The organism is Streptomyces sp. NPDC104371, from assembly GCF_055583785.1.
Window position 1 is genome coordinate 393,759 of the sequence record NZ_JBVJNF010000006.1, and the last position, 26,996, is coordinate 420,754.

The 26,996-nt window shown below is 70.5% G+C and carries 25 protein-coding genes, 1 tRNA gene and 1 pseudogene; 14 read left to right on the forward strand and 13 right to left on the reverse strand.

Going from position 1 to position 26,996, the window contains the following annotated elements:
• Entirely contained in the window at positions 1-741 is a 741-nt protein-coding gene (locus ACZ60T_RS21070; RefSeq protein ID WP_252425122.1) for an SLATT domain-containing protein, read from the reverse strand.
• Positions 742-1,077: 336 nt separating this feature from the next.
• Here ACZ60T_RS21070 and ACZ60T_RS21075 point away from each other — a divergent pair, with 336 nt between their 5' ends.
• The 3 genes from ACZ60T_RS21075 (at position 1,078) to ACZ60T_RS21085 (ending at position 2,778) form a co-directional block, all read left to right on the forward strand.
• A complete protein-coding gene (locus ACZ60T_RS21075) occupies positions 1,078-1,419 on the forward strand; it encodes a YbaB/EbfC family nucleoid-associated protein (protein WP_365631436.1) in 342 nt (113 codons plus the stop codon).
• Between the two features lie 107 nt (positions 1,420-1,526).
• Positions 1,527-2,126, forward strand: a complete 600-nt coding sequence (gene recR / locus ACZ60T_RS21080) for a recombination mediator RecR (protein WP_469667225.1) — start codon at positions 1,527-1,529, stop codon at positions 2,124-2,126.
• A complete protein-coding gene (locus tag ACZ60T_RS21085; protein WP_365631440.1) occupies positions 2,119-2,778 on the forward strand; it encodes a DUF5063 domain-containing protein in 660 nt (219 codons plus the stop codon). The genes recR and ACZ60T_RS21085 overlap by 8 nt, the downstream gene beginning before the upstream one ends.
• Positions 2,779-2,802: 24 nt before the next feature.
• Here the strand turns inward: ACZ60T_RS21085 and ACZ60T_RS21090 are convergent, their stop codons facing one another.
• Entirely contained in the window at positions 2,803-3,276 is a 474-nt protein-coding gene (locus ACZ60T_RS21090; protein WP_469667226.1) for a response regulator transcription factor, read from the reverse strand.
• A 1-nt stretch (position 3,277) separates the two neighbouring features.
• Here ACZ60T_RS21090 and ACZ60T_RS21095 point away from each other — a divergent pair, with 1 nt between their 5' ends.
• The 5 genes from ACZ60T_RS21095 (at position 3,278) to ACZ60T_RS21115 (ending at position 8,677) form a co-directional block, all read left to right on the forward strand.
• The gene (locus ACZ60T_RS21095) at positions 3,278-3,484 is read left to right on the forward strand and encodes a hypothetical protein (protein WP_469667227.1); all 207 of its coding nucleotides are present in this window, start codon (positions 3,278-3,280) and stop codon (positions 3,482-3,484) included.
• 321 nt (positions 3,485-3,805) lie between these two features.
• The gene (locus ACZ60T_RS21100; RefSeq protein ID WP_365631444.1) at positions 3,806-5,083 is read left to right on the forward strand and encodes an aspartate kinase; all 1,278 of its coding nucleotides are present in this window, start codon (positions 3,806-3,808) and stop codon (positions 5,081-5,083) included.
• 49 nt (positions 5,084-5,132) lie between these two features.
• Positions 5,133-6,200 carry an aspartate-semialdehyde dehydrogenase gene (locus tag ACZ60T_RS21105; RefSeq protein WP_469667228.1) on the forward strand — a complete coding sequence of 356 codons (1,068 nt, stop codon included), beginning with the start codon at positions 5,133-5,135 and terminating at the stop codon, positions 6,198-6,200.
• A 516-nt stretch (positions 6,201-6,716) separates the two neighbouring features.
• The gene (locus tag ACZ60T_RS21110; protein ID WP_365631448.1) at positions 6,717-7,292 is read left to right on the forward strand and encodes a SigE family RNA polymerase sigma factor; all 576 of its coding nucleotides are present in this window, start codon (positions 6,717-6,719) and stop codon (positions 7,290-7,292) included.
• Positions 7,289-8,677: a hypothetical protein gene (locus ACZ60T_RS21115; RefSeq protein WP_469667229.1), complete on the forward strand. Its 1,389-nt coding sequence runs from the start codon at positions 7,289-7,291 to the stop codon at positions 8,675-8,677. The genes ACZ60T_RS21110 and ACZ60T_RS21115 overlap by 4 nt, the downstream gene beginning before the upstream one ends.
• A 93-nt stretch (positions 8,678-8,770) precedes the next feature.
• Here ACZ60T_RS21115 and ACZ60T_RS21120 read toward each other — a convergent pair whose 3' ends face one another.
• The 3 genes from ACZ60T_RS21120 to ACZ60T_RS21130 all read right to left on the reverse strand — a co-directional run bounded on the left by ACZ60T_RS21120 (position 8,771) and on the right by ACZ60T_RS21130 (position 13,727).
• The gene (locus tag ACZ60T_RS21120; RefSeq protein WP_469667230.1) at positions 8,771-9,643 is read right to left on the reverse strand and encodes an SURF1 family protein; all 873 of its coding nucleotides are present in this window, start codon (positions 9,641-9,643) and stop codon (positions 8,771-8,773) included.
• 106 nt (positions 9,644-9,749) lie between these two features.
• Positions 9,750-11,597, reverse strand: a complete 1,848-nt coding sequence (locus ACZ60T_RS21125) for a S9 family peptidase (protein WP_365631454.1) — start codon at positions 11,595-11,597, stop codon at positions 9,750-9,752.
• Positions 11,598-11,789: 192 nt separating this feature from the next.
• Positions 11,790-13,727, reverse strand: coding sequence for a potassium channel family protein (locus ACZ60T_RS21130; RefSeq protein ID WP_469667366.1), 1,938 nt, complete (start codon positions 13,725-13,727; stop codon positions 11,790-11,792).
• A gap of 283 nt (positions 13,728-14,010) precedes the next feature.
• Here ACZ60T_RS21130 and ACZ60T_RS21135 point away from each other — a divergent pair, with 283 nt between their 5' ends.
• A complete protein-coding gene (locus tag ACZ60T_RS21135; protein ID WP_469667231.1) occupies positions 14,011-14,958 on the forward strand; it encodes an MIP/aquaporin family protein in 948 nt (315 codons plus the stop codon).
• A gap of 49 nt (positions 14,959-15,007) precedes the next feature.
• Here ACZ60T_RS21135 and ACZ60T_RS21140 read toward each other — a convergent pair whose 3' ends face one another.
• Entirely contained in the window at positions 15,008-15,973 is a 966-nt protein-coding gene (locus tag ACZ60T_RS21140; RefSeq protein WP_469667232.1) for an NAD(P)H-dependent flavin oxidoreductase, read from the reverse strand.
• A gap of 22 nt (positions 15,974-15,995) precedes the next feature.
• Positions 15,996-16,184 carry a hypothetical protein gene (locus tag ACZ60T_RS21145; RefSeq protein ID WP_469667233.1) on the reverse strand — a complete coding sequence of 63 codons (189 nt, stop codon included), beginning with the start codon at positions 16,182-16,184 and terminating at the stop codon, positions 15,996-15,998.
• Positions 16,185-16,324: 140 nt separating this feature from the next.
• On the opposite strand from ACZ60T_RS21145, the gene gltX reads away from it, so the two are divergent.
• The gene (gltX, locus tag ACZ60T_RS21150) at positions 16,325-17,698 is read left to right on the forward strand and encodes a glutamate--tRNA ligase (protein WP_469667367.1); all 1,374 of its coding nucleotides are present in this window, start codon (positions 16,325-16,327) and stop codon (positions 17,696-17,698) included.
• A gap of 92 nt (positions 17,699-17,790) precedes the next feature.
• Here the strand turns inward: gltX and ACZ60T_RS21155 are convergent, their stop codons facing one another.
• Together ACZ60T_RS21155 and ACZ60T_RS21160 are read right to left on the reverse strand one after the other, a co-directional pair.
• On the reverse strand, positions 17,791-18,204 hold the full coding sequence (locus ACZ60T_RS21155) for a hypothetical protein (protein WP_469667234.1): 414 nt from the start codon (positions 18,202-18,204) through the stop codon (positions 17,791-17,793).
• Between the two features lie 319 nt (positions 18,205-18,523).
• Positions 18,524-19,357, reverse strand: a complete 834-nt coding sequence (locus tag ACZ60T_RS21160) for a DUF4365 domain-containing protein (protein ID WP_469667235.1) — start codon at positions 19,355-19,357, stop codon at positions 18,524-18,526.
• Positions 19,358-19,651: 294 nt separating this feature from the next.
• On the opposite strand from ACZ60T_RS21160, the gene ACZ60T_RS21165 reads away from it, so the two are divergent.
• The 3 genes and pseudogenes from ACZ60T_RS21165 to ACZ60T_RS21175 form a co-directional block, all read left to right on the forward strand.
• On the forward strand, positions 19,652-19,885 hold the full coding sequence (locus ACZ60T_RS21165) for a tyrosine-type recombinase/integrase (protein ID WP_469667236.1): 234 nt from the start codon (positions 19,652-19,654) through the stop codon (positions 19,883-19,885).
• A 621-nt stretch (positions 19,886-20,506) separates the two neighbouring features.
• On the forward strand, positions 20,507-21,139 hold the full coding sequence (locus ACZ60T_RS21170; RefSeq protein ID WP_365631468.1) for a cation:proton antiporter: 633 nt from the start codon (positions 20,507-20,509) through the stop codon (positions 21,137-21,139).
• A gap of 195 nt (positions 21,140-21,334) precedes the next feature.
• Positions 21,335-21,833, forward strand: a pseudogene (locus ACZ60T_RS21175) (tyrosine-type recombinase/integrase); the annotation flags it as partial.
• 70 nt (positions 21,834-21,903) lie between these two features.
• Here ACZ60T_RS21175 and ACZ60T_RS21180 read toward each other — a convergent pair.
• The 3 genes from ACZ60T_RS21180 to ACZ60T_RS21190 all read right to left on the reverse strand — a co-directional run bounded on the left by ACZ60T_RS21180 (position 21,904) and on the right by ACZ60T_RS21190 (position 23,839).
• A tRNA-Pro gene (locus ACZ60T_RS21180) sits at positions 21,904-21,977 on the reverse strand.
• Between the two features lie 48 nt (positions 21,978-22,025).
• A complete protein-coding gene (locus ACZ60T_RS21185) occupies positions 22,026-22,796 on the reverse strand; it encodes a Pr6Pr family membrane protein (RefSeq protein ID WP_469667237.1) in 771 nt (256 codons plus the stop codon).
• A 116-nt stretch (positions 22,797-22,912) separates the two neighbouring features.
• Positions 22,913-23,839 carry a metallophosphoesterase gene (locus ACZ60T_RS21190; RefSeq protein WP_469667238.1) on the reverse strand — a complete coding sequence of 309 codons (927 nt, stop codon included), beginning with the start codon at positions 23,837-23,839 and terminating at the stop codon, positions 22,913-22,915.
• Between the two features lie 224 nt (positions 23,840-24,063).
• Here ACZ60T_RS21190 and ACZ60T_RS21195 point away from each other — a divergent pair, with 224 nt between their 5' ends.
• Positions 24,064-24,528 carry a GatB/YqeY domain-containing protein gene (locus ACZ60T_RS21195; protein WP_365631504.1) on the forward strand — a complete coding sequence of 155 codons (465 nt, stop codon included), beginning with the start codon at positions 24,064-24,066 and terminating at the stop codon, positions 24,526-24,528.
• Positions 24,529-24,714: 186 nt separating this feature from the next.
• Here ACZ60T_RS21195 and ACZ60T_RS21200 read toward each other — a convergent pair whose 3' ends face one another.
• Positions 24,715-26,994: a transglycosylase domain-containing protein gene (locus tag ACZ60T_RS21200; RefSeq protein WP_469667239.1), complete on the reverse strand. Its 2,280-nt coding sequence runs from the start codon at positions 26,992-26,994 to the stop codon at positions 24,715-24,717.
• Positions 26,995-26,996: the final 2 nt, after the last annotated feature.

Sequence of the window (26,996 nt, forward strand, 5' to 3'; positions counted from 1 at the left end):
TCAGCGCGCTTCCGGGGGCCGCTGCCGCGGCATGTTCGGGCGGGCCCCCGTCGGCGGGACGAACCGGCCGGGCGCCGTGCCCTCCGGCCGGGGCGCGGACGCCCCCGCGCTCTGGATGCTCAGCGGCGCCGACCCCGTCCGGAACTCCGTCATCCAGTCCGCCGTCTCCGCCCGTACCAGCTCCACCATGTCCTCCGAGAACCGCCGCAGCACCACGAGGCAGCGCTCCGCCGCCTCTCCCGCGGTCCCCTCCGCCGGTCCGAGCACCTCGCGCACGCTCTCCGCCGCCCAGTCGAACTGGAGCGCCTGGAGCCGCCGTTGCACCGCCTGCGCGGTCGCCACATCCCGCATCCAGCCCGACGTCACCCCGAAGAACCGGTCCGCGGCCACACACGCCACCCCGAGCAGCAGCGACAGATACGCCCAGGGCGCGACCCCGGTCATCACCCCGCTCAGATCGAGCAGCGGCAGCGCGGCCCCGCAGACCGCGCCGAGCGCGGCGCCCCCGCGCAGCAGCAGCGCCCACCGCCGCTTCGCCACCCGGTCCGCGAGATACCAGGTGACCGTCTCCAGCGCGCGGTCCTCCACCCAGCGGTACAGCTCGTCCAGGCGCGGCGCGGGCTCCCCCCAGTCGCCCTGTGGGAACGGCCGCCCCAGGAGGTCGCCCGGCCGCAGCCCCGCCGCACCATCGCCCCGCCCCCTCCGGGGCGGCCCCTCGGGCTGCATCTCCGGCTGACTCACCCGGCACTCCCTACGTACGGCTCCAACGTTCCGCGACGCACGCTCCGCGCGTTCCTGGTGACGCATGGTGCTGAAGCGCCGCATCCTTCCTACCTTCCGCGGGGTGGTGAGGCTCCCGGTTTCACCGCATTTCCGCCCGGAAGTGGGGCTTGGTCAGGTATGAGGCCACTCTCAAACTCACTCGAAAGAGTGCCGTAGCGGGGGCGCGGCAAGTCCGGACGGACTACCGCAGCGCGCGTTCCGGTGACCACGTAGGCTCGTGCCAGGCGGCACACTCCGCCCTGACAGCCGTGCGAAACCCTGACAGTCGTACCGTTCGAAACCAGGAGCTTCATCGTGATTCCCGGTGGTGGCCAGCCCAATATGCAGCAGTTGCTGCAGCAGGCCCAGAAGATGCAGCAGGACCTCGCCCAGGCCCAGGAGGAACTGGCGCGGACCGAGGTCGACGGCCAGGCGGGCGGTGGCCTGGTGAAGGCCACGGTCACCGGCTCCGGCGAGCTGCGCGGCCTGGTGATCGACCCCAAGGCGGTGGACCCGGAGGACACCGAGACCCTCGCCGACCTGATCGTCGCGGCCGTCAAGGCCGCACATGACAACGCGCAGGCGCTCCAGCAGCAGAAGCTCGGCCCGCTGGCCCAGGGCCTGGGCGGCGGCGGCATCCCCGGCCTGCCGTTCTGAGTCCATCGGCCCGTGCCTCCTGACCGGAGGCAGGGGCCACCTCCCCGCGAACCGGGGAACGAGCCCGGCTACGTTGGTACCGAAGCTCTTTCGCGAAAGGCAGTCCGTTGTACGAAGGCGTGGTTCAGGACCTCATCGACGAACTGGGGCGACTGCCCGGCGTCGGTCCCAAGAGCGCGCAGCGGATCGCCTTCCACATTCTCCAGGCCGAGCCGACCGACGTCCGTCGGCTCGCCCAGGCGCTGCTCGAGGTCAAGGAGAAGGTCCGCTTCTGCGCGACCTGCGGCAATGTCGCGCAGGAGGAGCTGTGCGGCATCTGCCGTGACGCGCGCCGCGACCCGTCGGTGATCTGCGTGGTGGAGGAGCCGAAGGACGTCGTCGCGATCGAGCGCACCCGTGAGTTCCGCGGCAAGTACCACGTACTCGGCGGCGCGATCAGTCCGATCGAGGGCGTGGGCCCGGACGACCTGCGGATCCGGGAACTGCTCGCGCGGCTGGCCGACGGCACGGTGACCGAGCTGATCCTGGCCACGGACCCGAATCTGGAAGGCGAGGCCACGGCCACGTACCTCGCCCGCATGATCAAGCCCATGGGCCTCAAGGTCACCCGGCTGGCCAGCGGCCTCCCGGTGGGCGGCGATCTGGAATACGCGGACGAGGTCACCCTCGGCCGCGCCTTCGAGGGGAGACGACTCCTAGATGTCTGACGCCACGCTGCACTCCACGACGCAGGACCCGGACGACTTCGCGGTGCAGATCGCCGACCAGATCGAGAGCTTCCTGGTCGCCGTCACGGAGGTCGCCAAGGGGGACGAGCCCGAATCGACGATCTCCTTCCTCCTGCTGGAGGTCTCCCAGTTGCTGCTGGCGGGCGGTCGCCTCGGCGCGCACGCGGACATCGTGCCCGAGGAGCGCTACGAGCCGGACCCCGGCCCGGAGCCCGACGCGGACGACCTGCGCGAGCACCTCGCCGCCATGCTGGAGCCGGTCGACGTCTACTCGGAGGTCTTCGACCCGTACGAGCCGCGCAAGGCCCCGGTCCCGGCCCGGATCTCCGACGACCTCGCGGACGTCATCACGGACCTGCGCCACGGCATGGTCCACTACCGCGCCGGCCGCACCACGGAGGCGCTGTGGTGGTGGCAGTTCTCGTACTTCTCCAACTGGGGCTCGACCGCGTCCGCGGCGCTGCGCGCCCTTCAGTCCGTGGTCGCGCATGTGCGGCTGAACCAGCCGCTGGAGGAGCTGAACGGCCTCGACACCGACCAGGGCCTCGGCGACGACACCCTCGCGGAGGAGGCGGGCCGGGTCATGGCCCGGGAGATCGCCGGACCGCTCGGGCTGCGCTCGGTCACCTGACCCCGCCCGAGAGCCAGGCAAGCGTCAGTCGGCGGACTCCGCCAAGTCGCCTTCCGGAACCATCAGACGGAACCCGACGTCCCGTACGGACTCGATCGTGACCGCGCCCGCCAGCTTTCGGCGCAGCCGTGCCGCGCACACGTCCAGCTCCGTCGCCGGGCCGTGCCAGTCCGTGCGCCAGACCTCCTTCAGGAGCAGGCGGCGGGTCCGCACCGTCGCGGGCGCATCGGCCAGGCACACGAGGAAGTCGTACTCCTTGAGCGAGAGCGTGACCTCCTCGCCGTCCACGTGGACGCGCGCGGTCGCGCGGTCGATCGTCAGCCGGGTGCCATGGCGCTCCGGGCCGTCGCCGGGCTGCCGCAGCGCACGGGGCAGCCGCACCACCGCTCTGATCCGCGCGAGCACCTCGCTCGCCTCGAACGGCTTCCCCACGTAGTCGTCGGCGCCCAGTTGGTGGGCGAGCTGCCGGGCGGCGTGATCGCCGCGTGCGCACAGCACGATGACCGGTGCCCCCGCCGCGCCGCACCAGCTCCCTGAGCACGGCCGAGCCGTCGTCGTCCGGCAGGTCGAGATCGAGGAGTACGACGTCGTACGGGCCGGGGTGGGCCAGCGCCGCCGCGCCCGTGGTGACCCGGTCCACCGAGCCGCCCGGCACCACCCGCAGGAGCGATTCGGCAACCGTCTCGTCGTCTTCCACCAGGAGTAAGCGCACGGCCGCACTCTAATGCGCGAGCCCCGCCCCGGAGATTTCTTCTGTGACACAGGGCACGTTTTCGCGTACCGCGTCCGAGCCGGGGCAGACGCCGTGCGGAGCGGACGAAGTCCCTTGGCGGAACGGCGGTGAATCCGTCGCCCTTCCGAGGGGCGGGCCCGAAGAATGCCGGGGCGGTGCGGGTGAGGCGGAATATCTCACCATGCGGTATCCCGGAATGGGAATTCGGTCGCTCGATAGACTGAGCCGACCGCACTGCACCGCACATGTGCAGGTGGCAGGTGCGGAAAGAGACGGACTGAGCGAGGAGCGCACGTGGGCCTGGTCGTGCAGAAGTACGGAGGTTCCTCCGTTGCCGATGCCGAGGGCATCAAGCGCGTCGCCAAACGGATCGTGGAAGCGAAGAAGAACGGCAACGATGTTGTCGTCGTCGTTTCCGCGATGGGCGACACGACGGATGAGCTGATCGATCTCGCGGAGCAGGTTTCCCCGATCCCTGCCGGGCGTGAACTCGACATGCTGCTGACGGCCGGGGAACGGATCTCGATGGCCCTTCTGGCCATGGCGATCAAGAACCTGGGGCACAAGGCACAGTCGTTCACGGGCAGCCAGGCGGGTGTCATCACCGACTCGGTCCACAACAAGGCCCGGATCATCGACGTCACGCCGGGCCGTATCCGGACCGCCCTCGACGAGGGCAACATCGCCATCGTCGCCGGGTTCCAGGGCGTCAGCCAGGACAAGAAGGACATCACCACGCTGGGGCGCGGCGGGTCGGACACCACGGCCGTCGCCCTCGCCGCCGCCCTCGACGCCGAGGTCTGCGAGATCTACACCGATGTCGACGGTGTGTTCACCGCCGACCCGCGGGTGGTGAAGAAGGCCCGGAAGATCGACTGGATCTCGTTCGAGGACATGCTCGAACTGGCCGCGTCCGGGTCCAAGGTGCTGCTCCACCGCTGTGTGGAGTACGCGCGTCGCTACAACATCCCGATCCACGTACGCTCCTCCTTCAGCGGGTTGCAGGGCACGTGGGTCAGCAGCGAGCCGATTCAGCAAGGGGACAAGAAGGTGGAGCAGGCCATCATCTCGGGTGTCGCTCACGACACCTCCGAGGCCAAGATCACGGTCGTCGGTGTGCCGGACAAGCCGGGCGAGGCCGCCTCGATCTTCCGGGCCATCGCCGATGCCGAGATCAACATCGACATGGTCGTGCAGAACGTGTCGGCAGCGGCGACCGGACTGACGGACATCTCCTTCACGCTCCCGAAGACCGACGGGCGCAAGGCGATCAACGCGCTGAACAAGGCCGAGAACTCGATCGGCTTCGACTCGCTGCGCTACGACGACCAGATCGGCAAGATCTCGCTCGTCGGCGCGGGCATGAAGACGAACCCGGGTGTCACGGCGGCCTTCTTCGAGGCGCTGAGCGACGCGGGCGTGAACATCGAGCTGATCTCGACCTCCGAGATCCGTATCTCCGTGGTGACGCGCGCGGACGACGTCCCGGGAGCGGTCTGCGCGGTGCACACCGCGTTCGGCCTGGACTCCGACAGCGACGAGGCCGTCGTCTACGGGGGCACCGGTCGATGACCGCCCTCCCCCGCGGGGGCGATGCCGGGCAGGCCCTGACGGGGCGCCGATGACGGCGCGGGCCGACAGGCCGACGCTCGCCGTCGTGGGAGCGACCGGGGCCGTGGGCTCCGTCATGCTCCAGATCCTGTCCCAACACGCGGACATCTGGGGCGAGATCCGCCTGATCGCCTCGCCGCGCTCGGTCGGCCGCAAGCTGACCGTGCGCGGCGAGGAGGTCGAGGTCGTCGCGCTCGACGAGGAGGCGTTCTTCGGCGTCGACGTGGCGATGTTCGACGTCCCGGACGAGGTCGCGCGCCAGTGGGCGCCGGTCGCCGTCGCCAAGGGCGCGGTGGTGGTGGACAATTCGGGCGCGTTCCGGATGGACCCCGATGTGCCCCTGGTCGTTCCGGAAGTCAACCCGCATGCCGCGCGGGTGCGTTCGCGCGGCATCATCGCCAGCCCGCACTGCACGACCCTCTCGATGATCGTGGCGCTCGGCGCGCTGCACGCCGAGTTCGGGCTGCGCGAGCTGGTCGTCTCCTCGTACCAGGCCGCGAGCGGCGCGGGGCGCGCGGGCATCGACACCCTGCGGCGGCAACTGTCGCTCGTGGCCGGTACGGAGCTGGGGACGAGCCCGGGTGATCTGCGGCGCGCGGTGGGCGAGCACACGGGGCCGTTCCCGGAGCCGGTCGCGCTGAACGTCGTGCCGTGGGCCGGGTCGCCTCGCGAGGACGGCTGGTCCTCGGAGGAGATGACGGTCCGCGACGAGTCCCGCAAGGTCCTGGGGCTGCCGGAGCTGCCCGTGGCCGTCACCTGTGTCCGGGTGCCCGTGGTCACGGCGCACTCCCTCACGGTCCACGCCCGCTTCGAGGGCGAGGTCACGGTCGACCGGGCCCGCGAGATCCTCGCGACCGCGCCCGGTGTCGTCCTCTTCGACAACCCGGCGGCGGGTGAATTCCCCACGCCCGCGGACGTGGTGGGCACGGATCCGACCTGGGTGGGCCGGGTGCGCCGGGCCCTCGACGATCCGACCGCGCTCGAACTGTTCGTCTGCGGCGACAACTTGCGCAAGGGCGCGGCCCTGAACACCGCGCAGATCGCGGAGTTGGTGGCCGGGGAGTTCCCGGCGCCCTGACGGCCCCCCGCCCGGCGCCGCGGCTGCCGTTCCCTCTGCCGCGGCGGGCCGTGCGGTGCTCGAACAGAGCGGCCGGGAACCGTCTGTTCATGGGTCGAACCTTTGTAGGATCTGTGAACGTTCGACGGATCGATCAAGAACCCGGGCCATGTGACCGGGTTCCTGCGGGTGTTCGAGGAGGTGTCTCCGTGTCGCTCTGCAACTGCCAGCGGGTGGGGGAGCGTCTTTGCCGTCACCCTCGGGGGTCGGACGCCACCGTACATGGGGCATAGGGGAAGAGCTGGTACGCATGAGGGCACTTGACGCACGGCCGGGTGCGCCGGGGGGCGCATGGCGGAACGTGCACGCGGACATGCCGCCGGACGCGAACGTGATGCCAGTCGCGTACAACCCTGGCGGGGGGAGACGTGTCCAACTGGCGTGGCACAGGTACTCGAATTCACCACGGCGCGGCCGAGAGGCGCGGCCCTTCGGCCGCCCCGCCGCCCCCGCATGCCCGGCAGCACGTCCAGTGGCATGCCGGTGATCGCCCCCATGCCAGCAGCGCGGCCCGCCCGCATTCCGCATCAGCGCGACGGCGCTGACGAGACGATGGCCGCCGGTACCACGGTCGACCATCTCACCGAGACCTATCGCACGCACTACCGCTCTCTGCTGGGTCTCGCGGCCCTTCTCCTCGACGACACCGCCTCCTGCGAGGACGTCGTCCAGGAGGCGTTCATCCGCGTCCACTCGGCGCGCAAGCGCGTCCGCGACCCGGAGAAGACGCTGGCGTATCTCCGGCAGACCGTCGTCAACCTCTCGCGTTCGACGCTGCGGCGCCGCATCCTCGGCCTCAAGCTGCTGTCCAAGCCCATGCCGGACATGGCGAGCGCCGAGGAAGGCGCCTACGACCAGTTGGAGCGCGACTCCCTGATCGCGGCGATGAAGGGACTCCAGCGCCGCCAGCGCGAGGTCCTGGTGCTGCGGTACTTCGCCGATATGACCGAGGCTCAGGTGGCGGAGACGCTGGGGATATCGCTGGGGTCGGTGAAGGCGTACGGTTCGCGCGGTATCGCGGCGCTCCGCGTCGCCATGGGGGCGACGGTATGAGCGACAACGACGAGCGGCGCGGCTCCTCACGGGGCCGCGGCTTCCACGAACGACACGAACCCTACGCATGGCACGAGCCGACGGACCGGCCGGAGCCGTGCGAGGACGACGAGCAGCATGCTGGGAACGGAACTGTGAACCACCGCCCCGAGGACCAGGCCCGGCCCGAAGCCGGATCGGACCACGCGGCCACCGCCGCCGACACCGACCTCCCCGGCGCGGGCGGTGAGGGCCTGACCGCGGGACGGAACCGGCTGGCCGCCGTACTCGGGGGACCGGGCGCGGCCGGGCCGGAGCCCGGTGACGCCGAGGACGCCGATGGTGCCGAGGGCGCCGGGGCGGTGCCCGAAGGGCTCGGCTCGGACGAGCTGGCGCTGCGGCGGATGCTCCACGACACGGTGGGCGGCATCGAGCCGCGCGAGGGCAGCCTGGAGTATCTGCGGCGCGCGGTGCCCGCCCGGCGGGCCCGCAAGCGGCAGGCCGTGATCGGTATGGCAGCCGCCGCGCTGTTCATCGGCACCGCGATTCCGGCCTTCGTCCATGTCTCGCACAGCGCGGGGGACGACGCCGACCCGTCCATCGCCGGTCATGCCACTCAGGCCCAGGAGCACACCGGCAAGGGCAAGGGCGACGCGGACAGCGGCGCCGGCGGCTCGGCCGGCACCTCGGGGACGGCCGCGGACAAGGAAGACAAGGACCACCCGAAGGGCAAGGACGACCAGGACAAGGGCGGGAAGGGCGAGGACAGCGGCGGCGCCGACCCGACCGCCTCCGCACAGAGCGCGAGCGCGTGTACGGCGGGCCAGCTCGGCAACGGCATCGCGAGCGAGGGCGGCCCGGACGCCACGGGCGCGGTCTACGGCACCTTCCGCGTCACCAACACCTCGGCCTCGAGCTGCACCGTCTCCAGTGCGGGCAGCGTCTTCGCGGTCGCCCAGGGCTCGGCGGACCCGTCCAAGATCAGCGTGCTGAACCATGTCTCGGGCGACGCGGCCTCCGCGCTGCCCGAGCCGTCCCAGAACGTCACCTCGCTGGTGCTTCCGCCGAAGGGCGCCTACGAGGTCAAGTTCGCCTGGGTCCCCTCGGAGACCTGTTCCTCCACGGGCGGTACGGGCGGCGGCACGGGTGGTCCGGGCGGTGAGGAAGGCGGCGGCGACGGCCCGTCCCCGGACCCGACCCCCACGTCCAGCAGCAGCACGGGCGACGACACGGTCATCACACAGACCGAGGGCATGTCGCCCCAGTTGATGCTGGAGGAGGGCGCGGCCGACGGCAGTGTGGTGGTTTCGCACACCCCGGCCACCGGCTCCGCGACCGCCAGCGCGACGATCCCCAACGCCTGCGCGGGGACGGTCTATCGCACGGGGATCCTTACGGCTGAGTGAGCCGGGCGAGCCGGGTGGGCTGAGCGAGCCGGGTGGGCACCCGGCTCGTGCGGCGCGCGAGCCCGTGAGGCGTGCGGCCGGGAGCGGTGCGGGTCAGGACGTGGTCCGCGCCTGGCTTCCGGCGGCCTCCGCCGGGTGCTCGGTCTCGGCCTCGGTCTCCTGGGGCGCCGGCTTGTCGGCGGGGCCCGCGCCCCCGGAGGCCGCCGCTTCCACCGCCACGAGGCCCAGTGCCGCGTCCCGCGCGTCCTCCACCTCACGGCGCAGCAGCCGGAACCACATGAAGACCGTGAAGCCCGCGAAGACGAACCACTCGCAGGTGTAGCCGAGGTTCTGGAACGCCTTCAGATCCAGCCCGGCCCCCTCGGGGACGGTCGCCGGTACCGCCTTCATACCGCTGTCGGCCCGGTCGAGGGTGATCCACGCGTCGTACACGTCGTACGGCACCAGGTTCACCAGGGACGCCGAGCTGATCGACCCGGTCTGGCCTTCGGGCAGCCCGCCTCCGCGCCCGCCGTTCGACCCCGGGTTCTCCGACGCCTGCAGCGCCCCGGTGACGGTGACCGTGCCGCTCGGCGCGGCCGGGACCTTCGCGGCGTCCGCGGCACCCGGCAGCCAGCCCCGCACGACCGGCACCGCCTTGCCCGCGTCGGTCCGCAGCAGGCTCAGCACGTAGAACCCCTGCTTCTGGTCCAGCTCCCGGTCCGGAACGAGCAACTGCTCCCCGTACCGCCCGGTGGCCGTGACCTGCCTCCCGGTCGTCTCGGCGGTCACCGGAAGCAGCTTGTCCAGGGGACGGGCCGCCTCCTTCGCGCCCTCGGTGACCTGCTCGTTCGCCGTGCGGTGATCGTCCACCCGGGTCTCGAACCGGCCCAACTGCCACGACCCCATGTAGATGCAGAAGGGGATCGCCAGCAGCACGAAGACGTTGATCGCCCACCAGCGGGGCGTCAGCAGAAACCGGTACACGCCTTCCACGGTACGGTGCCGCTCTTGTGATCCCGCCCGTGGGGCCCCCGCAGAGGCACCCCACGGACGGGTCGTGTCCGCCGCACCGGGGCGGACGCCGCTCCGCTCAGTTCCGCAGATGCCGCTGGGCGAAGTCCAGCTCGAGCCGCACCTGCTTGACGCGCTCGTCGACCACCAGCGAGCCGTGCCCCGCGTCGTACCGGTACACCTCGTGCACCGCGTCCCGCGCCGCGAGCCGGTCCACGTAGTTCTCGACCTGGCGGATCGGGCACCGGGGGTCGTTCACGCCCGCCGAGATGTACACCGGGGCCTTCACCGCGTCGACGTACGTGAGCGGCGACGACGCCTCGAACCGTTCCGGGACCTCCTCGGGCGTGCCCCCGAGCAGCGTTCGGTCCATGGCCTTCAGCGCCTCCATCTCGTCGTGGTACGCCGTGACGTAGTCAGCGACCGGGACCGCCGCGATTCCGACCGTCCACGCCTCCGGCTGCGTACCGAGCCCGAGGAGCGTCAGATAGCCGCCCCACGAACCGCCCGTCAGGACGAGCCGCTCCGGATCCGCGAGCCCGGACGAGACCGCCCACTCCCGCACCGCCGCGATGTCCTCCAGCTCGATCAGCCCGACCCGGTGCTTGAGCGCGTCCGTCCACTCGCGCCCGTACCCCGTCGAGCCCCGGTAGTTGACCCGCACCACCGCGTACCCGTGGTCCACCCAGGCCGCCGGGCCCGCCGCGAACGAGTCGTTGTCGTGCCAGGTCGGACCGCCGTGGATGTCGAAGACCGTCGGCAGCGGGCCGCTCGCCCCGGCGGGCTTCTGCACCAGCGCGTGGATGCGGCCACCCGGCCCGTCCACCCACACGTCCTCCACGGGCACCGACCCGGGCGCCCGCATGCCCGGCGGATCCAGCACGACCTCGCCCGACGTCGACCGCACCACCGGCGGCTCGGCCGCCGACGACCACAGGAACTCCACCGACCCGTCGGGCCGGGCCGTCGCCCCGGACAACATGCCCGGCGGCGTCGCCACCCGGACCAGCTCGTGCGTCGCGAGGTCGTAGCGGAACAGCTCGCTGCGGGCCTCGAAGCTGTGCACGACCAGCAGCGCGGAGCCGTCCGGATACCACTCGGCGGCCACATCGCCCGGCAGCTCCAGCGCCAGGTCCGTCTCCTCGCCCGAGACGACGTCCCACACCATCGGCTCCCACCGGCCGCGCCGCTGGTGCCCGATCAGCAGGCGCGTGTCGCCGTCGACCGGGGCGAAGCCCAGCACCTCCAGGCCCAGCTCGACCGTGCCGTCCTTGGTGTCGTCCAGCTCCGCGACCGTCGTACCGTCCGGCCGCAGCACGCGCAGCGCCGAGTGCATCGCGTCGCCGTGCTCGGTGTGCTCGATCACGATCAGCGAGCCGTCGTGCGCGAGGTCGCCCACCCCGGCCGACTCCCGGTGCCGGTAGATCTCCAGCGGGTCCTGACCGGCCCGCACCAGATGGATCGTCGACCCGTCCTGATCGGTCGAGCGGCCCACGACGGCCGTCCGCCCGTCCCGCCCGATCGCGAGTCCGGCCGGATAGGAGGGTTCGAGCCCGGGAGCGGCCGGCTGGTCGACACCGGAGGCGTCCGCATCAGCGGCGTCCGTGTCGGGCGTGAACCGCTGGCGTCTCCAGATCCCGAACTCGTCCCCGTCCTTGTCGTCGAACCACCAGATCCACTCGCCGTCCGGCGAGAGGACGCCGTCCGTCGTGCCGTTCGGCCGGTCCGTGACCTGGCGCTGCTCGCCCGTCGTGCGGTCCCACGCGTACAGCTCGTACGTCCCCGTCGCGTTGGAGACGAACAGCGAGCGGTGCGGCGCGTCCTCCGCCCAGTCCGGCAGCGACACCCGCGGCGCCCGGAAGCGCTTCTCCCAGTCCGGCATGTCCCCGCCGCGCTCGGGCGAGGTGGACCCGTTGCTCTCAGTCATGGCCCCATAGTGCCTGGCTCGGCCGACATTCGTCGGGGGAGGTCGCCAACCTGTGGACAACTCTCCCGGCCAACGCTGTGACCAGGGGCGATACCTGGCGTCCGGAGCCCGCTCAGGCCCAGCCTCTCAAGCCCAGCCCCTCAGACCCTGGCCCTCAGGCCCAGCCTCTCCCTGGCCCTCAGGCCCTGACCCTCACGCCCCGGCCGTCTCCCGCTGCCTGCGGCCGAGGAGTTCGGCCAGGCCGCGGCGGGTCGCCGCCAGGACCACCCGGTCCTCGGGGCGCAGGACGTAGGTCGAGGGCAGGTCCCAGATCAGGCCCGAGGGCCGGTCGGCGGGGGTGGCCGCCTCCGGGTCGGCCGCCTGGTTCCGCTCGCCCGGCGCGGCGGTGTCCAGGGCGAGGACGCGCCACGCCCCCGCACGGAACGCCTCCGCGACCGTCCGCCCCTCCAGTTGGGGATGCCCGGCCACGTCCACGGCGGCGAACAGTAGGACCCGCCGTTCCACCGGGATCGCCCCGAGGATCTGCCGCCCCAGCATGGCCCCGGCGAACGCGGGCGCGGCCAGGTGCGACACGCTGCGGCTCCGCGTCAGGGCGTTCGGATGCGCGGCGCGCAGGGTGCGGTAGACGGCGGTCGCGAAGTCGTCGTCGTACAGGCGCAGGACGACCGGGAGATCGGGACGTACGGAGCGCGCGTACAGAACGGCCTCCAGGTTCGTGGTGTCCGCGCTGGTCAGCGCGAGCAGCGCATGCGCCCGGTGGATCTTGGCGGACTCCAGGACGCCTTCCTGCGTCACATCGCCGAGGACGACGGGCACCCGCAGGCGCCGCGCGGTCGCGAGCCCTCGCGCGTCCGGATCCCCCTCCACGCACACCACGGGGATCTTCAGTTCCCGCAGCCGGGTCATGACGCGTGTGCCGATCTTGCCGACGCCGAGCAGCACCACATGGCCCGACAGCCCGCGCGGCGGTCTGCGCAGCGCGGTGCCGCTGCGGAACGTGCCGAGCGCCTCCAGCACGGCCGCCAGCAGGACCGGCAGCAGCGGCAACCCGACCAGCCCGGACAGCAGTTGGAGAACCTGCCGTCCGAGGGGCTCGCCGATGGCCGGGTCGTCGATCGCGAACAGGTCGAGCAGCGTCAGATACGTGGCCTGGAGCGGGTCCTTGCCGGTGACGGCCATCGACGCGATCGCGAGGGCGAGCACACAGCCCGCGAGCGTCGCGAACGACCAGAGCAGCCGCCGCGACAGCAGTGAGCCGAGCGGTATGACACGGCGCCCGGCCGACAGCGGGGGACCGGCGTACGAGACGGTCTCCAGGACGACGGTGCCGTGTCCGGTGGCCTGGGCCACCTCTCGTTCGTCGGGCAGGAGTCGAGGCCCGTGCTCGCCGCTGTCCTCGGCCCCGTCGGCGCCGGCGGGGTCACCGGCCGTCGCGGACAGCAGCGCCAGGGTGCACAGACCGGGGTCGGCGACCTGACCGGGGGCGGGCGGCGGCCGTTCCACGGCCCGCAGCATCAGCCCCTCCGTCTGAACGACCTTGCTGGTACCGGCGACGGCGGTCGCGGCCAGCGCGGGCGCGGCCGTGTCGGCGTCGGAGAGCACGGTCGTCGACGCGTCGAACGCCCCCTGTTCCCCGTCGGGTCCGCCGGAGGCCAACGTGGCCGCCTGGTCGAGGAGTTCCTCGATGTGCAGCCCCAACCGCCGGTTGTAGAGCCGCAGGACGAGCCGCAGTCGTGGATTGAGGCGACGGGCGGTGAGCGCGGCCCGGATGTTGGTCTCGTCGTCGTCATAGACGAGCGCCAGCGCCGCCGCCCGCTCCACACCGGCTGCGGCGAGGACGGCCTCGGACGCCTCGGCAGCCTCGATCACGCGTTCGGGGCCAGGGGGTTCGGCGGTACGGCCACCCGCGGCGGTGGTGCGCCCCTCCGTCAGGGAGGTGCTGCCCGTCGCGCGCGTGACGGCGGCGGAGACCCGGTCGAGCAGCCCCGAGGCCCGCGCCGCGCGGCCCACCACCGGCCGCCGGGCGCCCCGTTCGGCGGACGGGACGACGAGGGTCACCTGTTCGCCGTACACACCGCGCAACTCGGCGGCGAGCCGGTGCGCGAGCCCGTCGTCCCCGCACACCACCATGTGCGCCGCGATGTCGACCGATCCGTTCTGCTGCGGAAGCCCTGCCACGGTGGGAAAGACTGCCTGCCGGTGACGGTGGTTGCACAGGGGCAGGCCGTCGCCCGTCGGGAAACGCGCGCGAGAGCGGCGTGAACGGGGCGCCGAGGAACGGCGGTCGGCGATGAGCGGGGTGACGGTCCCTGGGCCATACTCGGTCGTGTGCCACGGCCCGTGACGACGGACGGGCCACCGCACGCGAACCGTCCCTGAGGGGGGCCATCATGCAGTCCCTGAGGGGGCCATCATGCCGGTGGAAGTTCCGCCCCTGATCAGACCCTCCCGGCTGGGACGCCGAGGGGGCCTGCTCGGTGAATGCCTCGCAGAGTTCCTCGGGACGCTGGTCATCGTCGCCTTCGGATGCGGTGTGGTGGCCATGGCGGTCGCCGCCCTGCCGGGATCGGGCCGGACCGCGGGACCGACCACCTTCTTCCTCGGCGCGGGCGACTGGCTCCTGATCACCTGGGGCTGGGCCATGGCCGTGACCTTCGGCGTCTACGTCGCGGGCGGTGTCAGCGGCGCGCACCTCAATCCGGCGATCACGCTGGCGTTCGCGATCCGCCGCAAGTTCCCCTGGCCCAAGGTCCTTCCGTACATGGGCGCGCAACTGGTCGGCGCGTTCGTCGGGGCCGCGTTGGTGTACGCCGTCTACCACGACGCGATCAACGCCTTCGACCACGCCGTGACCGGGCCGAAGACGAACGGCCACACGCTCGCCTCCTTCTCGATCTTCGGGACGTTCCCCGCGCCGTACTTCCACGGAAGTGTCTGGGGCCCCCTGGTGGACCAGATCGTCGGCACGGCGTTCCTGGTCATGTTCGTGGCGGCGGTCATCGACCTGCGCAACACCGCGGTGAAGGCCAACCTGGGCCCGCTGGTGATCGGCTTCGTGGTCGCCGCCATCGGCATGTCGTACGGGGCCAACGCGGGGTACGCCATCAACCCCGCCCGGGACCTGGGGCCACGCCTGTTCACCTGGGTGGCGGGCTGGGGGTCCCTCGCGATGCCCGGCACCCAAGCGGGCAGCTTCAGCGCGTACTTCTGGATCCCCTTGGTCGGCCCGCTGATCGGCGGCGTGGTCGGGGTGCTGGCCTACGACCTGTTCATCGGCGATGTCCTGCACCTGCGAACCCTGGAGAAGGAAGCGCCGGAACCGGGCCTGACGCGCCCGGTGACCACGGCGGACGAGGAGTGACGAGGCGCAGGCCGCGGCACCACACCGGCCGTGAACCGGGCGCCCGGGATCAGCGCCTCCCGGCTCGGCTCAGCGCGGTCTCGGCCTGGGCGGCCAGGGTGCCGACCAGGTCGGCCGCGGACGGGAGGTCCTCGATGAGGTCGACGGCCTCCCCGGCCCACCGCGGCAGGGCGGGGATCTCTCCCCGGGCGACCGCGTCCTCGTAGGCCTGCCGGGCCTGCGGCGCGCCCGCGAGTTCGTCCTCCCGGCCCCGCCAGTCCTCGAGGAACGGGTGGCCGAGGGTGCGTGCCGTGTACCTCGTCGGCCAGGCCGAGCCGCGGGCGATGTCCAGCACGCTGTTGCGCTCGGTGTCCTCCCCGCGCCCCTCGACGATCGCCTGGGCCGTCGCGGGGGCGACCAGGGCCTCGGGCGTGGCCTGGAAGCGGGTGCCGAGCAACGCTCCGGCGGCGCCCAGCGCCAGGGCCGCCGCGACGCCGCGGCCGTCGGCGATCCCCCCGGCCGCCAGCACGGGCACGGGCCCCGCGAGGTCCACCACGACCGGCACGAACGGCAGCGTGGAGCGCCCCTGCCGGGCGCCGTGCCCACCGGCCTCGGTGCCCTGCGCCACGATCACATCGGCGCCCAGATCCACCGCCCTGCGGGCCTCCTCCAGCGTGGTGACCTGCAAGATCAGCGTCGTACCCGTACTGCGCACGCGCTCCACGTACGGACCGGGGTCGCCGAAGGACAACATCACCGCCGTGGGCCGGTGCTCCAACGCCCGCGCCACCGCGTCGACGTCGGTTGCCCAGGTCAGGAAGCCGATGCCCCATGGCTTCCCGGCCCGTTCACCGGCCAGGACGGGCAACTCGCGCTCCAGCCACTCCTGGTCGCCGTTCCCGCTGCCCAGCAGCCCGAGACCGCCGCCGCGCGAGACCGCCGCGGCCAGGGCGCCCCCGGCCGAACCGCCCATCGGGGCCAGGGCGATCGGATGTTCCACACCGAGCAGTTCGGTGAACGCGGTGGATAACGCCATGGCTGTTCTCCTGTCGCCTCAGCTATCGCTTCAGCGCACGGTAGCGCCTCAGCAGGGCCGTGATCCGTGCGGGATCCGCCGTGCCGTTGAGCTCGACCAGCAGATCGTCGGGGCACAACTCGTAGAGATCGCCCCACCACCGACGTCCGTGGTTGTCCCAGATGCGATACCCACCCGGCACACCCCGGGCGACGTAACGTCTCCGGCCCATTTCCCCCTCTTCCTCGGGCGCCTCCCCGGCACCCACGCCGTCCTCCGACCGCACTATGCCTGATGCCCGAGGCCATCGGTACCCTTGAGCGCATGTCTGATGCCCCGGTTCGTGTTCGTTTCGCCCCTTCCCCGACCGGCATGTTCCATGTCGGTGGCGCCCGGTCCGCTCTCTACAACTGGGCGGTGGCGCGACAGTCCGGCGGCACGTTCGTCCTGCGGATCGAGGACACGGACACGGCCCGCAACAAGCCCGAGTGGACCGACGGCATCATCAACGCGCTCGCGGCGATCGGCATCCATGGCGAGGACCCGGTCTTCGAAGGCCCGTACTTCCAGTCGCACAACGCCGACCGGCACCGCGAGGCGGCCCAGCGGCTCTTCGCGGCCGGCCGGGCGTACTACTGCGACTGCACCCGCGAGGAGCTGAAGGAGCGCACGGGGTCGGAGCACCTCGGGTACGACGGGTTCTGCCGGGACCGGGGGCTGGCCTTCGAGACGGGGCGGGCCCTGCGGTTCCGTACGCCGGACGAGGGCGAGACCGTCGTGGTCGACCTGGTCCGCGGGGAGCCGGCGTTCCCGAACAGCGCGATCGAGGACTTCGTGATCGCCCGCGGTGACGGGTCCCCGGTCTTCCTGCTCGCCAACGTCGTGGACGACCTGGACGAGGGGATCACGCAGGTCATCCGCGGTGAGGAGCATCTGTCGAACACGCCGAAGCAGCAGTTGCTGTGGGAGGCGCTCGGCGCCGTGCCGCCGATGTGGGCGCATCTGCCGGTGATCGTCAACGAGAAGCGGCAGAAGCTGTCCAAGCGCCGCGACAAGGTGGCGCTGGAGGACTACCTCGCCGAGGGCTTCCTGCCCGAGGCGATGGTGAACTACCTCATGCTCCTCGGCTGGGGTCCGGGCGGCGACCGGGAGATCATGCCGTACGAGGAGCTGGAGCGGCTCTTCCGGATCGAGGACGTGAACACCGCCCCGGCCTTCTTCGACGTGAAGAAGCTGACGGCGTTCAACGGCGACTACATCCGCGCCCTGTCGGTGGAGCAGTTCGCCACCGCCTGCGCACCGTGGCTCGTCGCCCCGTACGCGCCGTGGCGCCCGGAGGCGTTCGACCCGTCGGTCTTCGAGGCGGTGGCCCCGCTGGCCCAGACCCGGCTGACGCTGCTCTCCGAGATCACCGACTCCGTGGACTTCCTGTTCCTCGACGAGCCGGTCCAGGACGAGGCGTCGTGGAACAAGGCGATGAAGCCGGGCGCCGACGGCATCCTGGCGGACACCCGCGCGGAACTGGCCGCCGTCGCCGACTGGACGGCGGACGCCCTGAAGGCCGTCCTGCTCGCCGTCGGCGAGAAGCACGGCCTGAAGCTCGGCAAGGCCCAGGCCCCCGTCCGGGTCGCCCTCACCGGCCGAACGGTCGGCCTCCCCCTGTTCGAGTCCATGGAACTGCTCGGCAGGGACCGCGTGCTGACCCGCCTGGACGACGCGACGAGGAAGCTGACGGCGCGGGCATAGCGGTCGGTCGGGGCGGCGGGGCGCACAGGTCGGCGCCGGCTGTCGTCGCGCTGTTCACGCCTCGCCCGGTACGCCGGTGAGGGCGCCCGGCGTCACCACCAGCAGTCGATGTCGGCCGCTCCCCCGCGGATGACCGGATCGGTGGTCGTGCCGTGGATGCGCAGACGGCCGCCGTCCCACCCCCAGTCCAACTCGTATGTGCCTGCGTCGACGGGCCGGTAACCGTCGTCGACCGTCCAGGATCCCGACGTGCCCAGGGCCAGGCCGGTGCGTCCCACCGCGTACGCCTCGCCGTTGCCGCTGACGAGAAAGGACGTCTCCCGCACCACGGCCGTACAGCCGCCCGGCCCCGCGGGGTGCAGTACGTGGTACTTCGCGTCGTAGACCAGATCGGCCACGGCTCCTCCCGCAGTGCCGAGCACCGCCGCGACGATCAGCAGCTTGCTCCCCAGCCGTGTCCATCTGCCCGCCTTCCGCAGAAGGACCGAACGGAGAACGAGGGCCACGACAAGAAGAGCCGCACTCACCCCCCAGCCGGGAACCACCCGCCCCCACACGACGAGCAAAGGACTGCCCCAACTCGCCACAGCGGCGAGAGCCAGACCCCCGACGCCCGCTGCTGTGGAGACCCCGGGCGACAACCTCACGCTGTGCTGCGCACGTTCATCGGCCATGGAGGGTACGACTCCCCGACCACACGGACAGTTGCGGCGAACGGCTGCTCAGTGCGCCTAGTACGCATCGCTCCAGGAGTGGGTTACGCGAGCCGGTGACGCCATCGCTGTCAGTCCGTCAGCCGAGCGTGTGTGGTGGTCGGCAGCCCTTTCAGCTCGGCACCTCAACACCACGCCGGAACCGTTCCGTCGTGGAGAAGCAGGAGGCGAGCCACAGGGCCTCCGGCATGTTCAGGATCACGCCGCTGATGACCGGGATCGGCGAGTTCCGCCGCAACTCCTCTGGGAAGTCTCCGCCGAAATCGAGTCCTTGGGTCCATGCGCCGGGCAGGAGCAACCCGCCGGGCATGATCGGGATCGGATCCCAGTCGAGGTCACTGTGCAGAAGCGTGGCGTAAGACTCCCCAGGGCGCTGCCAGAAGATCAACTGCTCATCGAACTCATTGACCCAGTGCAGGACGTGGTCTGAGCGATCGAAGACGACGCCCGCCATCTCTCCGAGATGACTCAGAACAGCGTTCCGCCCCCGATACCCGCCGACGTAGGTACGGGCTTCATTCACGAAGTCCGCCAAGGTGTTGGCGTCCAGCACCGATGTTCCAGACAGCCTGATGGTGCGCGGCCGGCGGCCCTTCTGCCCTCCAACACGGAGTTGCTTCGTAGCGTTCGCCCAGTACAACTGTTCTGTGTCCGGGTCAAAGACGACACAGAACACGGGCACATTGCCGTTTGCCCACGTCTCGGAGTGCTGTCGCACCGGTACTGCGTAGCCGTACGACCGTCTCCATGAGACGCCGCCCTTCACCTGCACCTTGATGACGTCGTTGGTCACCCGCCCGGCGTCAGCGAAGGTGACATAGAGGTCCTCGCCATAGTCGTTCTGCCCCGAGATCTCCTCTACGACGTGATCGTGACTCTGCAGGAGTGTGCGCAGAGCGTTCACTGCTGCCTGTTCCATCCGTCGCCCACTCGGAATCACCGTCATGTCCCGCTCCCCCATCCGCCTGGTTGTACGCATACCGTGCCATCCGGCACTGACACTGGGGCGTCGAGAGCAGCGGCGTCCGCACGGAGGAGGCGCGGCCCCTCAACGTGTGATCACGTCTTTCTGGAGACGCGGGAGGGCATCCCGCCGCACGTCGCCGTGTGGCGCTCGGTGCGCAAGCACGGCGAGACCAAGACCAGGAAGAGCCGTCGGACCATCGCCCTGCCGCGGCAGGGCGTCGACGTCCTCGATGAACCCAAGCGGTGGCAGAAGTAGGAGCGGGCAGCAAGAGGGATGGAGTGGAGTCCGACCCGCGTCTTCACATTCCGGACCGGCGAGCCGCTCGATGCGGCCAACGTCCGGCATGACTTCAAGGCCATCGTCAAGAGGGCCGGACTGGAACCGGAGTGGACGCCGCGCGAGCTGCGGCACGGCTTCGTCTCGCTGCTCTCGGACCACGGCATCCCGTTGGAGCGCATCGCTCAGCTCGCCGGGCACACGAGCCAGGCGACGACGGAGGCCGTCTAACGTAAGCAGCAGGGCGCGGAGGCCATGGACATGATCTTCGCTCAGCGGCACGAGGCGACCGTCCGCGAGTCTTGATCAGAATCCGTTGGCCCCCTGTTTGGCCCCCGAGCACGACAGAGGCCAGGTACTGATATCAGTACCTGGCCTCTGATCAGCGGCAGGGTGGCGGGATTTGAACCCACGACCTCTTCGTCCCGAATAAGGTCCGGGCAAGATCGAGAGCTAGCCACGAAGCTATCTACGCAGGTCGAGGCCTTGGTGTGCGTTGGTCTCGCGAGGCTCCCCAGGGGCGTGGGGAGAAGGACTTCTCCCCAATTTCTCCCAGCGCCTCTCGTCGGTCTGGCCCCCCACCTCACGGCTGCCGTGGCACTCCGACGTCGCCCAGGCCATACGCCACGGCGCGGGCCGCATCGTCGGGCCATTGAGAAGCGCGCCGACGACTGAACTACGCCCCAGCGTTACGGCTCCCACCCAGGTGGGGGCGATGCCACATGTCCCGTGGATGTGAGCACGCCGAATATCGGGATCGAGTGCAGCCTTCTGAGGAAGGCTGCTTGGACGGAGGCGGCTTTGCGCGGATCGCCCGGATGGGAGCGTAGCCGTGCTTCACAATGTCTCCCTGTGACGAGCACCTTGATGACCACGGCCATCGCGATCGTCGGCACGCTGCTGGGCAGCGGACTGACGGCGTTTGTGACTGCTCGGATTGAGCGGCGAAAGAATGAGGCTCTGGAACGGCAGCAGATACGCCAAGAGGCCGCACAAGATCGCGCTGCGCTTCGTGAACTACGGGTCGAGCACCAGAGGTGGCGCCGGGATCGTCGACAAGCTGCTTACCAAGGCTTGCTGGATGCAGCTCATGAAGCGCAGGGGGCTATCTGGCAACTGGCACGGCTGACGCTGGAGCCCTACGACCAGGATCGTTATGACATAAGGCGTGGTGCAGCCATCGACGCGGTACGTGCGACTCGGCAGGCGGCGACCACGGTTGAGCTCGAAGGACCCGCTGGTGTGGCGCAGGCTGGTGCCGAGTACGCCGAAGCCATAGATCGGCACATGCACCCGCCCATCCAGTACCTGATGGAACTGAGTAAGGGGCCGCTGACTGATGAGCAGAAGGATCGCTATCGCTCCTCAGCTGCGGAAACGGGCCCTCTCGTGGAGGACATGCGGCGGCGCTTCGTTCCTCTCGCGCGTGCGGCTCTGGACGAGTTGGTGGTCGAGGTCGACCAGGGGACGCAAGCGGCTGCATGAGGCCACGTAGGAACGTTCCTATGGGGCCTCTGCCAGCCTCGAGGTGGCGGGATCAGAGCCCACGACCTCTTCGTCCCGAACGCCACTCTCACGGTTCACGACCTGGTGAAGTGGCCGACGGGCTGGGCGCTGTACGGCGCCGACTGTCCGTTGTCGTCCGGCTTCCATCGAATCGTTTGGCCCCCTGTTCGGCCCCCGACGCAGGACGGCACTCCGCCGCACGTCGCCGTGTGGCGCTCGGTGCGCAAGCACGGCGAGACCAAGACCAGGAAGAGCCGTCGGACCATCGGCCTGCCGCGGCAGGTGGTCGACGTCCTCGAAGAGCACAAGCGGTGGCAGAAGCAGGAACGGTCATCGAGAGGGGTGGAGTGGAGCCCGACCGGTCGCGTCTTCACGACCCGGACCGGTGAGCCGCTCGATGCGGCCAACGTTCGGCATGACTTCAAGGCCATCGTCAAGAGGGCCGGACTGGAACCGGAGTGGACGTCGCGCCGAGCTGCGGCGCGGCTTCGTCTCGCTGCTCTCGGACCACGGCATCCCGTTGGAGCGCATCGCGCAGCTTGTCGGGCACACGAGCCAGGTAACGACGGAGGCCGTCTACCGTAAGCAGATCCGGCCAGTCATCACACAGGGTGCGGAGGCCATGGACGTGATCATTGCTCAGCGGCGCGAGGCAACCGCCCGCGAGGTTTGATCAGAATCCTTTGGCCCCCGAGCACGTCAAAGCCCAGATACTGATATCAGTATCTGGGCTTTGACCAGCGTCGGGGTGGCGGGATTTGAACCCACGACCTCTTCGTCCCGAACGAAGCGCGCTGCCAAGCTGCGCTACACCCCGATGTCGCTGCTTGTCGCGGCGACGTCGTTTACTTTAGCCCACGGGTGGCTAGACGCGAAATCCGGTATTCGGGCGGCGGCGGGTGGGGGTCGGGCGGAGGTGGTCGGTGACGATCATGAGGAGGGCCAGGCCGAAGAACGACAGGCCGAGCAGGAGCGCGTTGGCGAGGACGCTCTTGTAACCGAGCTGGGCCGCGTCCAGGAACGGGTAGAGGTAGCGGTCCGGCGCGCCTGGTGGGAGCAGTTCTCCGCGGGCGAGGGAGAACGCCAGATACGCCAGGGGGTACGGCAGCCACTTCGCCGCGTGCCGGAGGCCCAGCGGGGCCGGGCTCGTCAGGAGCAGCCAGTCGAGCAGGGCCGCGGCCGGTGTCAGGGTGTGCAGGAGGTGGTTGGTGAGCGCGGGCCAGCCCGTGAGCGCGCCGGTCGGGCCCGTCATCGAGAAGACGCCGGGTTCGTGCACCAGGACCACGTGGTAGACCAGGCCCGCGATCAAGGCGTAGAAGAGCGTGCCGCCGGTCATCAGCGGTGACAGAGGGCGGCGGGCCGTCCACGCCCGCCATGCCGACAGTGCGAAGACCACCGCGAGGAGCGCGTTGGCCTGGATCGTGAAGTAGCTCAGCACCCGGACCGGGCTGCCTAGGAGCAGGTCGGCGCTCACCGCCGCCGCGGCCACCAGCGCTACCAGCAGGCGGCAGGTGGCCGCGACCGGGCGGTACGCAGGAGCCACCACGGCGGCGGTGGGGACGGCCGACGGCAGCGGCCTCGGTCGGCCCGGCACCGCGGGGAGATCAGGGATGTCCTTGGGTATCCGCACGATCATGCCCTCACGCTAAGCGGGGTGGGCGGAACGGGCGATGTGGGTGATCCTTGTGGGTTACGGCCGCGGGCCGCAGGCCTCGCCGGTCCAGTCGGCCTGGCTTCTCCCGTCGGCCCTGGCTACTCCCGTCCCACCAGCGTCAGCAGCGTCGCCTCCGGCGGGCACGCGAACCGTACCGGTGTGTAGCGGTTCGTGCCGCAGCCCGCCGATACGTGCAGGTAGGACGTCTGTCCCTGGGCCATGTGCCGGGACAGGCCCTTCACCCGGTCCGTGTCCAGGTCGCAGTTGGTGACCAGGGCGCCGTAGAAGGGGATGCAGAGCTGGCCGCCGTGGGTGTGGCCCGCCAGGATCAGCGGGTAGCCGTCCGCCGTGAACGCGTCCAGGGTGCGCAGATACGGGGCGTGGACCACGCCCATCGAGAAGTCCGCCGCGGCGGAGGGGCCGCCGGCCACGCGCGCGTACCGATCGCGCTTGATGTGCGGGTCGTCCAGGCCCGTCAGCTCGATCTCCAGGCCCTCGATCTTCAGCGTCCCCCGCGTGTTCGTCAGGTTCTGCCAGCCCGCCGCGTCGAAGCCGTCGCGCAGGTCCTCCCACGGGTTGTGGAGAGCGCCGACCACGGGTGCGTTGCCGTTCAGGCCGTGCTGGCCCTTCGTCTTCTCCACCAGGTAGCGGGCGGGGTTGCGGAGTTTGGGGCCGTAGTAGTCGTTCGAACCGAAGACGTACGCCCCCGGGAAGGTCATCAGCGGGCCCAGCGCGTCCAGCACCTCGGGCACGCCCTCCGGGTCGGAGAGGTTGTCCCCGGTGTTGATCACGAAGTCCGGGCGGAGCCCCGCCAGCGAGCGCAGCCACCGCTGCTTCTTGCGCTGACCGCTCACCATGTGGATGTCGGAGACCTGGAGCACACGCAGAGGGCGTGTCCCCGGAGGCAGGACCGGGACCGTCACCCGGCGGAGCCGGAAGGAACGGGCCTCGAACCCGGCCGAGTACAGCAGTCCGGCGGCGGCAACCGCCGTGATTCCCAGGGGTACTCCGTATCGCGCGCGCATATGACCATCGTGGCAGAGTCGCAGGACATCGCGTGCACGCCTGTGGACAACCACGGCCGGGCCGACGGGGCACACCGTGTGGACAACCCCCTGGGCAACCCTCTGGACGGCCATCGGTGCTGTGTCTTCGAGGGCGCGAGGACCGCGCGATACGTGGGGAACCTTCCGCGAACCCCTGGAAATCAACGGGCGGTCGGCCCGTCGTACCTGCGACAATCGGCGTCATGACCACGCTCAAGTCGAAGCTGCACGCAGACCTCAACGCCGCGATCAAGGAGCGTGACGAGCTCCGCTCCTCGACGCTCCGGCTGACACTCGCCGCGATCACCAAGGAGGAGGTCGCGGGCAAGGAGAAGCGCGAACTCTCCGACGAGGAGATCACCAAGGTGATCACCCGTGAGGCGAAGAAGCGCCGTGAGGCCGCCGAGGCCTTCGCGCAGGGCGGTCGCGCCGAGCAGGCCGAGCGGGAGAAGGCGGAGGGCGAGCTGCTCGCCGCGTACCTGCCCAAGCAACTGTCCGACGACGAGCTGCGGCAGATCGTCGCCCAGGCCGTCGAGGAGGCCAAGGCGGCCGGTGCCGAGGGCCCGCGCGCCATGGGCCAGGTCATGAAGATCGTGAACCCGAAGGTCGCGGGTCAGGCCGAGGGCGGGCGGGTGGCCGCCCTCGTGAAGGAACTGCTGGCGGGCTGACCCGGCCGTTCTCTTCGAAGCCGAAGCCGAAGCCGAAGCCGAAGCCGAAGCCGAACGCGGCCCGTCAAGTCCCGTTCGGACGCCGGAACTTCGACGCCGGAACGTCCACGCCGGGCGCAGCGACATGAAGTGCTGCGCCCGGCGTGTATGACCGTCACCAGGTGTGAAACGCCCGAGGCGCGGGCGTCAGCGCCGGCCTCCGGGGCCGTTGTTCTTGCCCTGGACGAATCCCTCGGGGAGCGAAGGCGTCGGGAGCTCGCCCGTGCCCCCGGTGGTCAGACCTCCGATGAGACCGCCGCCGTCCGTGGCGCCGTCTCCGCCACCGCCCTTGTGGCCGTCTCCGCCACGGCCGCCGTGGCCGCGCCCGTCGCCCCCGTTGTCGGGCTTGCCCTTGTCGGCGTCCGGGATGTCGACGCGGTTGAACGACGGGGAGTCCTTGCCCGAGAGGGCGCCGGTCATGGCGTCGCGCCAGATCGGACCCGGTACGTCGGCTCCGTACACCTTGTCGTGCCAGACGCCGCCGATGCTGATGTTCACCATCTCGACCTGCTGGGTGGAGCTGCCGACCCAGACGGCGCCGGACAGGTTCGGCGTGTAGCCGACGAACCAGGCGTTCTTGCGCCCGTCCGTCGTACCGGTCTTACCGGCGTTGTCACGGTCGCTGAGACCGGCCTGCTTGCCCGTACCGGAGTCGATCACGCCGCGCAGCAGCGCGTTGACGGTGTCCGCGGTCGTCTCGGACATGGCCCGTGAGCAGGTCGACTTCGGTACCGGCAGGGACTTCTGCCGGCCGTCGGCCTTCTGCGTGATCGACTCGATGGCGATCGGGGTGCAGTAGGTGCCTCGCGAGGCGAAGGCGGCGTACGCGCTCGCCATGGTCAGCGGGGAGATGCCCTTCGAACCGAGGGCGATCGCGGGCACTTCGGGAAGCTTCGTTCCGTTGCCCTGCACCACATGCAGCTTGTCGATGACGTTCATCACCGGGCAGAGGCCGGTGTCGGCGATCATCTGCACGAAGTAGGTGTTGACCGACTTCGCCATCGCCTCCTTCATCCGGTACGGCCCGTGCTCCGACGTGTTCTCGTTCTCCACGGTGTCGCCGCCCTGGTTGACCCAGGGCTTGCCGCTGCACGTCTGTACGGGGCCGGGGTAGGCCATCTGGTACGGCGACGAGTACTCCTGTGTGGCCGGGCGGCCCTGCTCCAGCGCGGCTGCCGCCACGAACGGCTTGAACGTCGAACCGGTGGGGAAGCCGAAGTTGGACCCGCCCATGCTGTGGTCGACCGAGTAGTTGTACTCGGTCTCGTTCTTGCCGGTGCCGTACTGCCGGGACTGGCCCATGGCGAGGATCTTGCCCGTGCCCGGCTCGACCAGGGTGGCCGCCGAGGCGACCGAGTCGGCCGCGTTCACGTGCGCCTTCATCGAGGCCTGTACGGAGTCCTGCGCCTGCGGGTCGAGCGTGGTGCGGATGGTGAGGCCGCCCTGGTTCCAGATCTTCTGCCGGTCGGCCCGGGTCTTGCCGAAGACGGGGTCGCTGAGGAAGGCCTGCTTGACGTAGTTGCAGAAGAACCCGGCGCCCCTGACCGCCGTGATGCAGCCGTTCTTGGGCCGGCTGACATGCAGTCCGAGGTCGGTCGCCTTGGCCTTGTCGGCCTCCGCCTGGGATATCGCGTGCACCTGGGCCATGCGCTGGAGCACGACGTCGCGTCGCTTCTTGCCTTCCTCCGGGTCGCGTATGGGGTCGTACCGTGTGGGCGACTGGACGAGGCCCGCGAGCAACGCCGCTTCCGGGAGGCTGAGATCCTTGGCGGGCTTGGAGAAGTAGCGCTGCGAAGCGGCCTCGACGCCGTACGCCTGCTGGCCGAAGAACGTGATGTTCAGATAGTTCTCGAGGATCTTCTTCTTGCCGAGCTTCTCCTCGAGCCGGATCGCGTACTTCAGTTCGCGGACCTTGCGGCCCATGGTCTGCTGGGTGGCCTGGGCGACCTGGTCCGGGTCGTCTCCGGCCTCCTCCACGAAGTAGTTCTTCACCAACTGCTGGGTGAGCGTGGAGGCGCCCTGGGCCACTCCGCCGTTCTGCGCGTTCTGGTTGAGCGCGCGCAGCACGCCCTTCAGGTCGATCGCGCCGTGCTCGTAGAAGCGGGAGTCCTCGATCGCAACGAGCGCCTTCGGCATGTACGGCGACATGTCCTTGAGGCTCACCACCGTGCGGTCACGCGAGTAGACCGAGGCGATCTGGCCGCCCTGGCTGTCGAGGATGGTGGTGCGCTGGCTCAGTGGCGGGCTCTTCAGGTCGTCCGGGATGTCGTCGAACCCCTGGACCGATCCCTTGGCCGCGAGCCCGAGCGCACCGGCCGCGGGCATCGCGATGCCGGCCATCACCGCCCCGGCGAGGACACTCACTCCGAGGAACTTGGCGGCCTGCTGCACGGGGGAGACTCCCGCGCCCGAGCGCTTCTTTGGCATGG

Excerpts from the sequence above, each read along its gene's own strand:
- ACZ60T_RS21135 (WP_469667231.1), top strand. The coding sequence starts at position 14,011 with ATGCCGGTGGAAGTTCCGCCCCTGATCAGACCCTCCCGGCTGGGACGC.
- ACZ60T_RS21160 (WP_469667235.1), bottom strand. The coding sequence starts at position 19,357 with ATGACGGTGATTCCGAGTGGGCGACGGATGGAACAGGCAGCAGTGAAC.
- ACZ60T_RS21095 (WP_469667227.1), top strand. The coding sequence starts at position 3,278 with ATGACCGGTGCCCCCGCCGCGCCGCACCAGCTCCCTGAGCACGGCCGA.
- ACZ60T_RS21190 (WP_469667238.1), bottom strand. The coding sequence starts at position 23,839 with ATGCGCGCGCGATACGGAGTACCCCTGGGAATCACGGCGGTTGCCGCC.
- ACZ60T_RS21085 (WP_365631440.1), top strand. The coding sequence starts at position 2,119 with ATGTCTGACGCCACGCTGCACTCCACGACGCAGGACCCGGACGACTTC.
- ACZ60T_RS21125 (WP_365631454.1), bottom strand. The coding sequence starts at position 11,597 with ATGACTGAGAGCAACGGGTCCACCTCGCCCGAGCGCGGCGGGGACATG.
- ACZ60T_RS21165 (WP_469667236.1), top strand. The coding sequence starts at position 19,652 with ATGGAGTGGAGTCCGACCCGCGTCTTCACATTCCGGACCGGCGAGCCG.
- ACZ60T_RS21200 (WP_469667239.1), bottom strand. The coding sequence starts at position 26,994 with ATGCCAAAGAAGCGCTCGGGCGCGGGAGTCTCCCCCGTGCAGCAGGCC.
- ACZ60T_RS21195 (WP_365631504.1), top strand. The coding sequence starts at position 24,064 with ATGACCACGCTCAAGTCGAAGCTGCACGCAGACCTCAACGCCGCGATC.
- ACZ60T_RS21145 (WP_469667233.1), bottom strand. The coding sequence starts at position 16,184 with ATGGGCCGGAGACGTTACGTCGCCCGGGGTGTGCCGGGTGGGTATCGC.
- ACZ60T_RS21185 (WP_469667237.1), bottom strand. The coding sequence starts at position 22,796 with ATGATCGTGCGGATACCCAAGGACATCCCTGATCTCCCCGCGGTGCCG.
- ACZ60T_RS21115 (WP_469667229.1), top strand. The coding sequence starts at position 7,289 with ATGAGCGACAACGACGAGCGGCGCGGCTCCTCACGGGGCCGCGGCTTC.
- ACZ60T_RS21105 (WP_469667228.1), top strand. The coding sequence starts at position 5,133 with ATGACGGCGCGGGCCGACAGGCCGACGCTCGCCGTCGTGGGAGCGACC.
- gltX (WP_469667367.1), top strand. The coding sequence starts at position 16,325 with ATGTTCCATGTCGGTGGCGCCCGGTCCGCTCTCTACAACTGGGCGGTG.
- ACZ60T_RS21130 (WP_469667366.1), bottom strand. The coding sequence starts at position 13,727 with ATGGTGGTGTGCGGGGACGACGGGCTCGCGCACCGGCTCGCCGCCGAG.
- ACZ60T_RS21140 (WP_469667232.1), bottom strand. The coding sequence starts at position 15,973 with ATGGCGTTATCCACCGCGTTCACCGAACTGCTCGGTGTGGAACATCCG.
- ACZ60T_RS21110 (WP_365631448.1), top strand. The coding sequence starts at position 6,717 with ATGCCGGTGATCGCCCCCATGCCAGCAGCGCGGCCCGCCCGCATTCCG.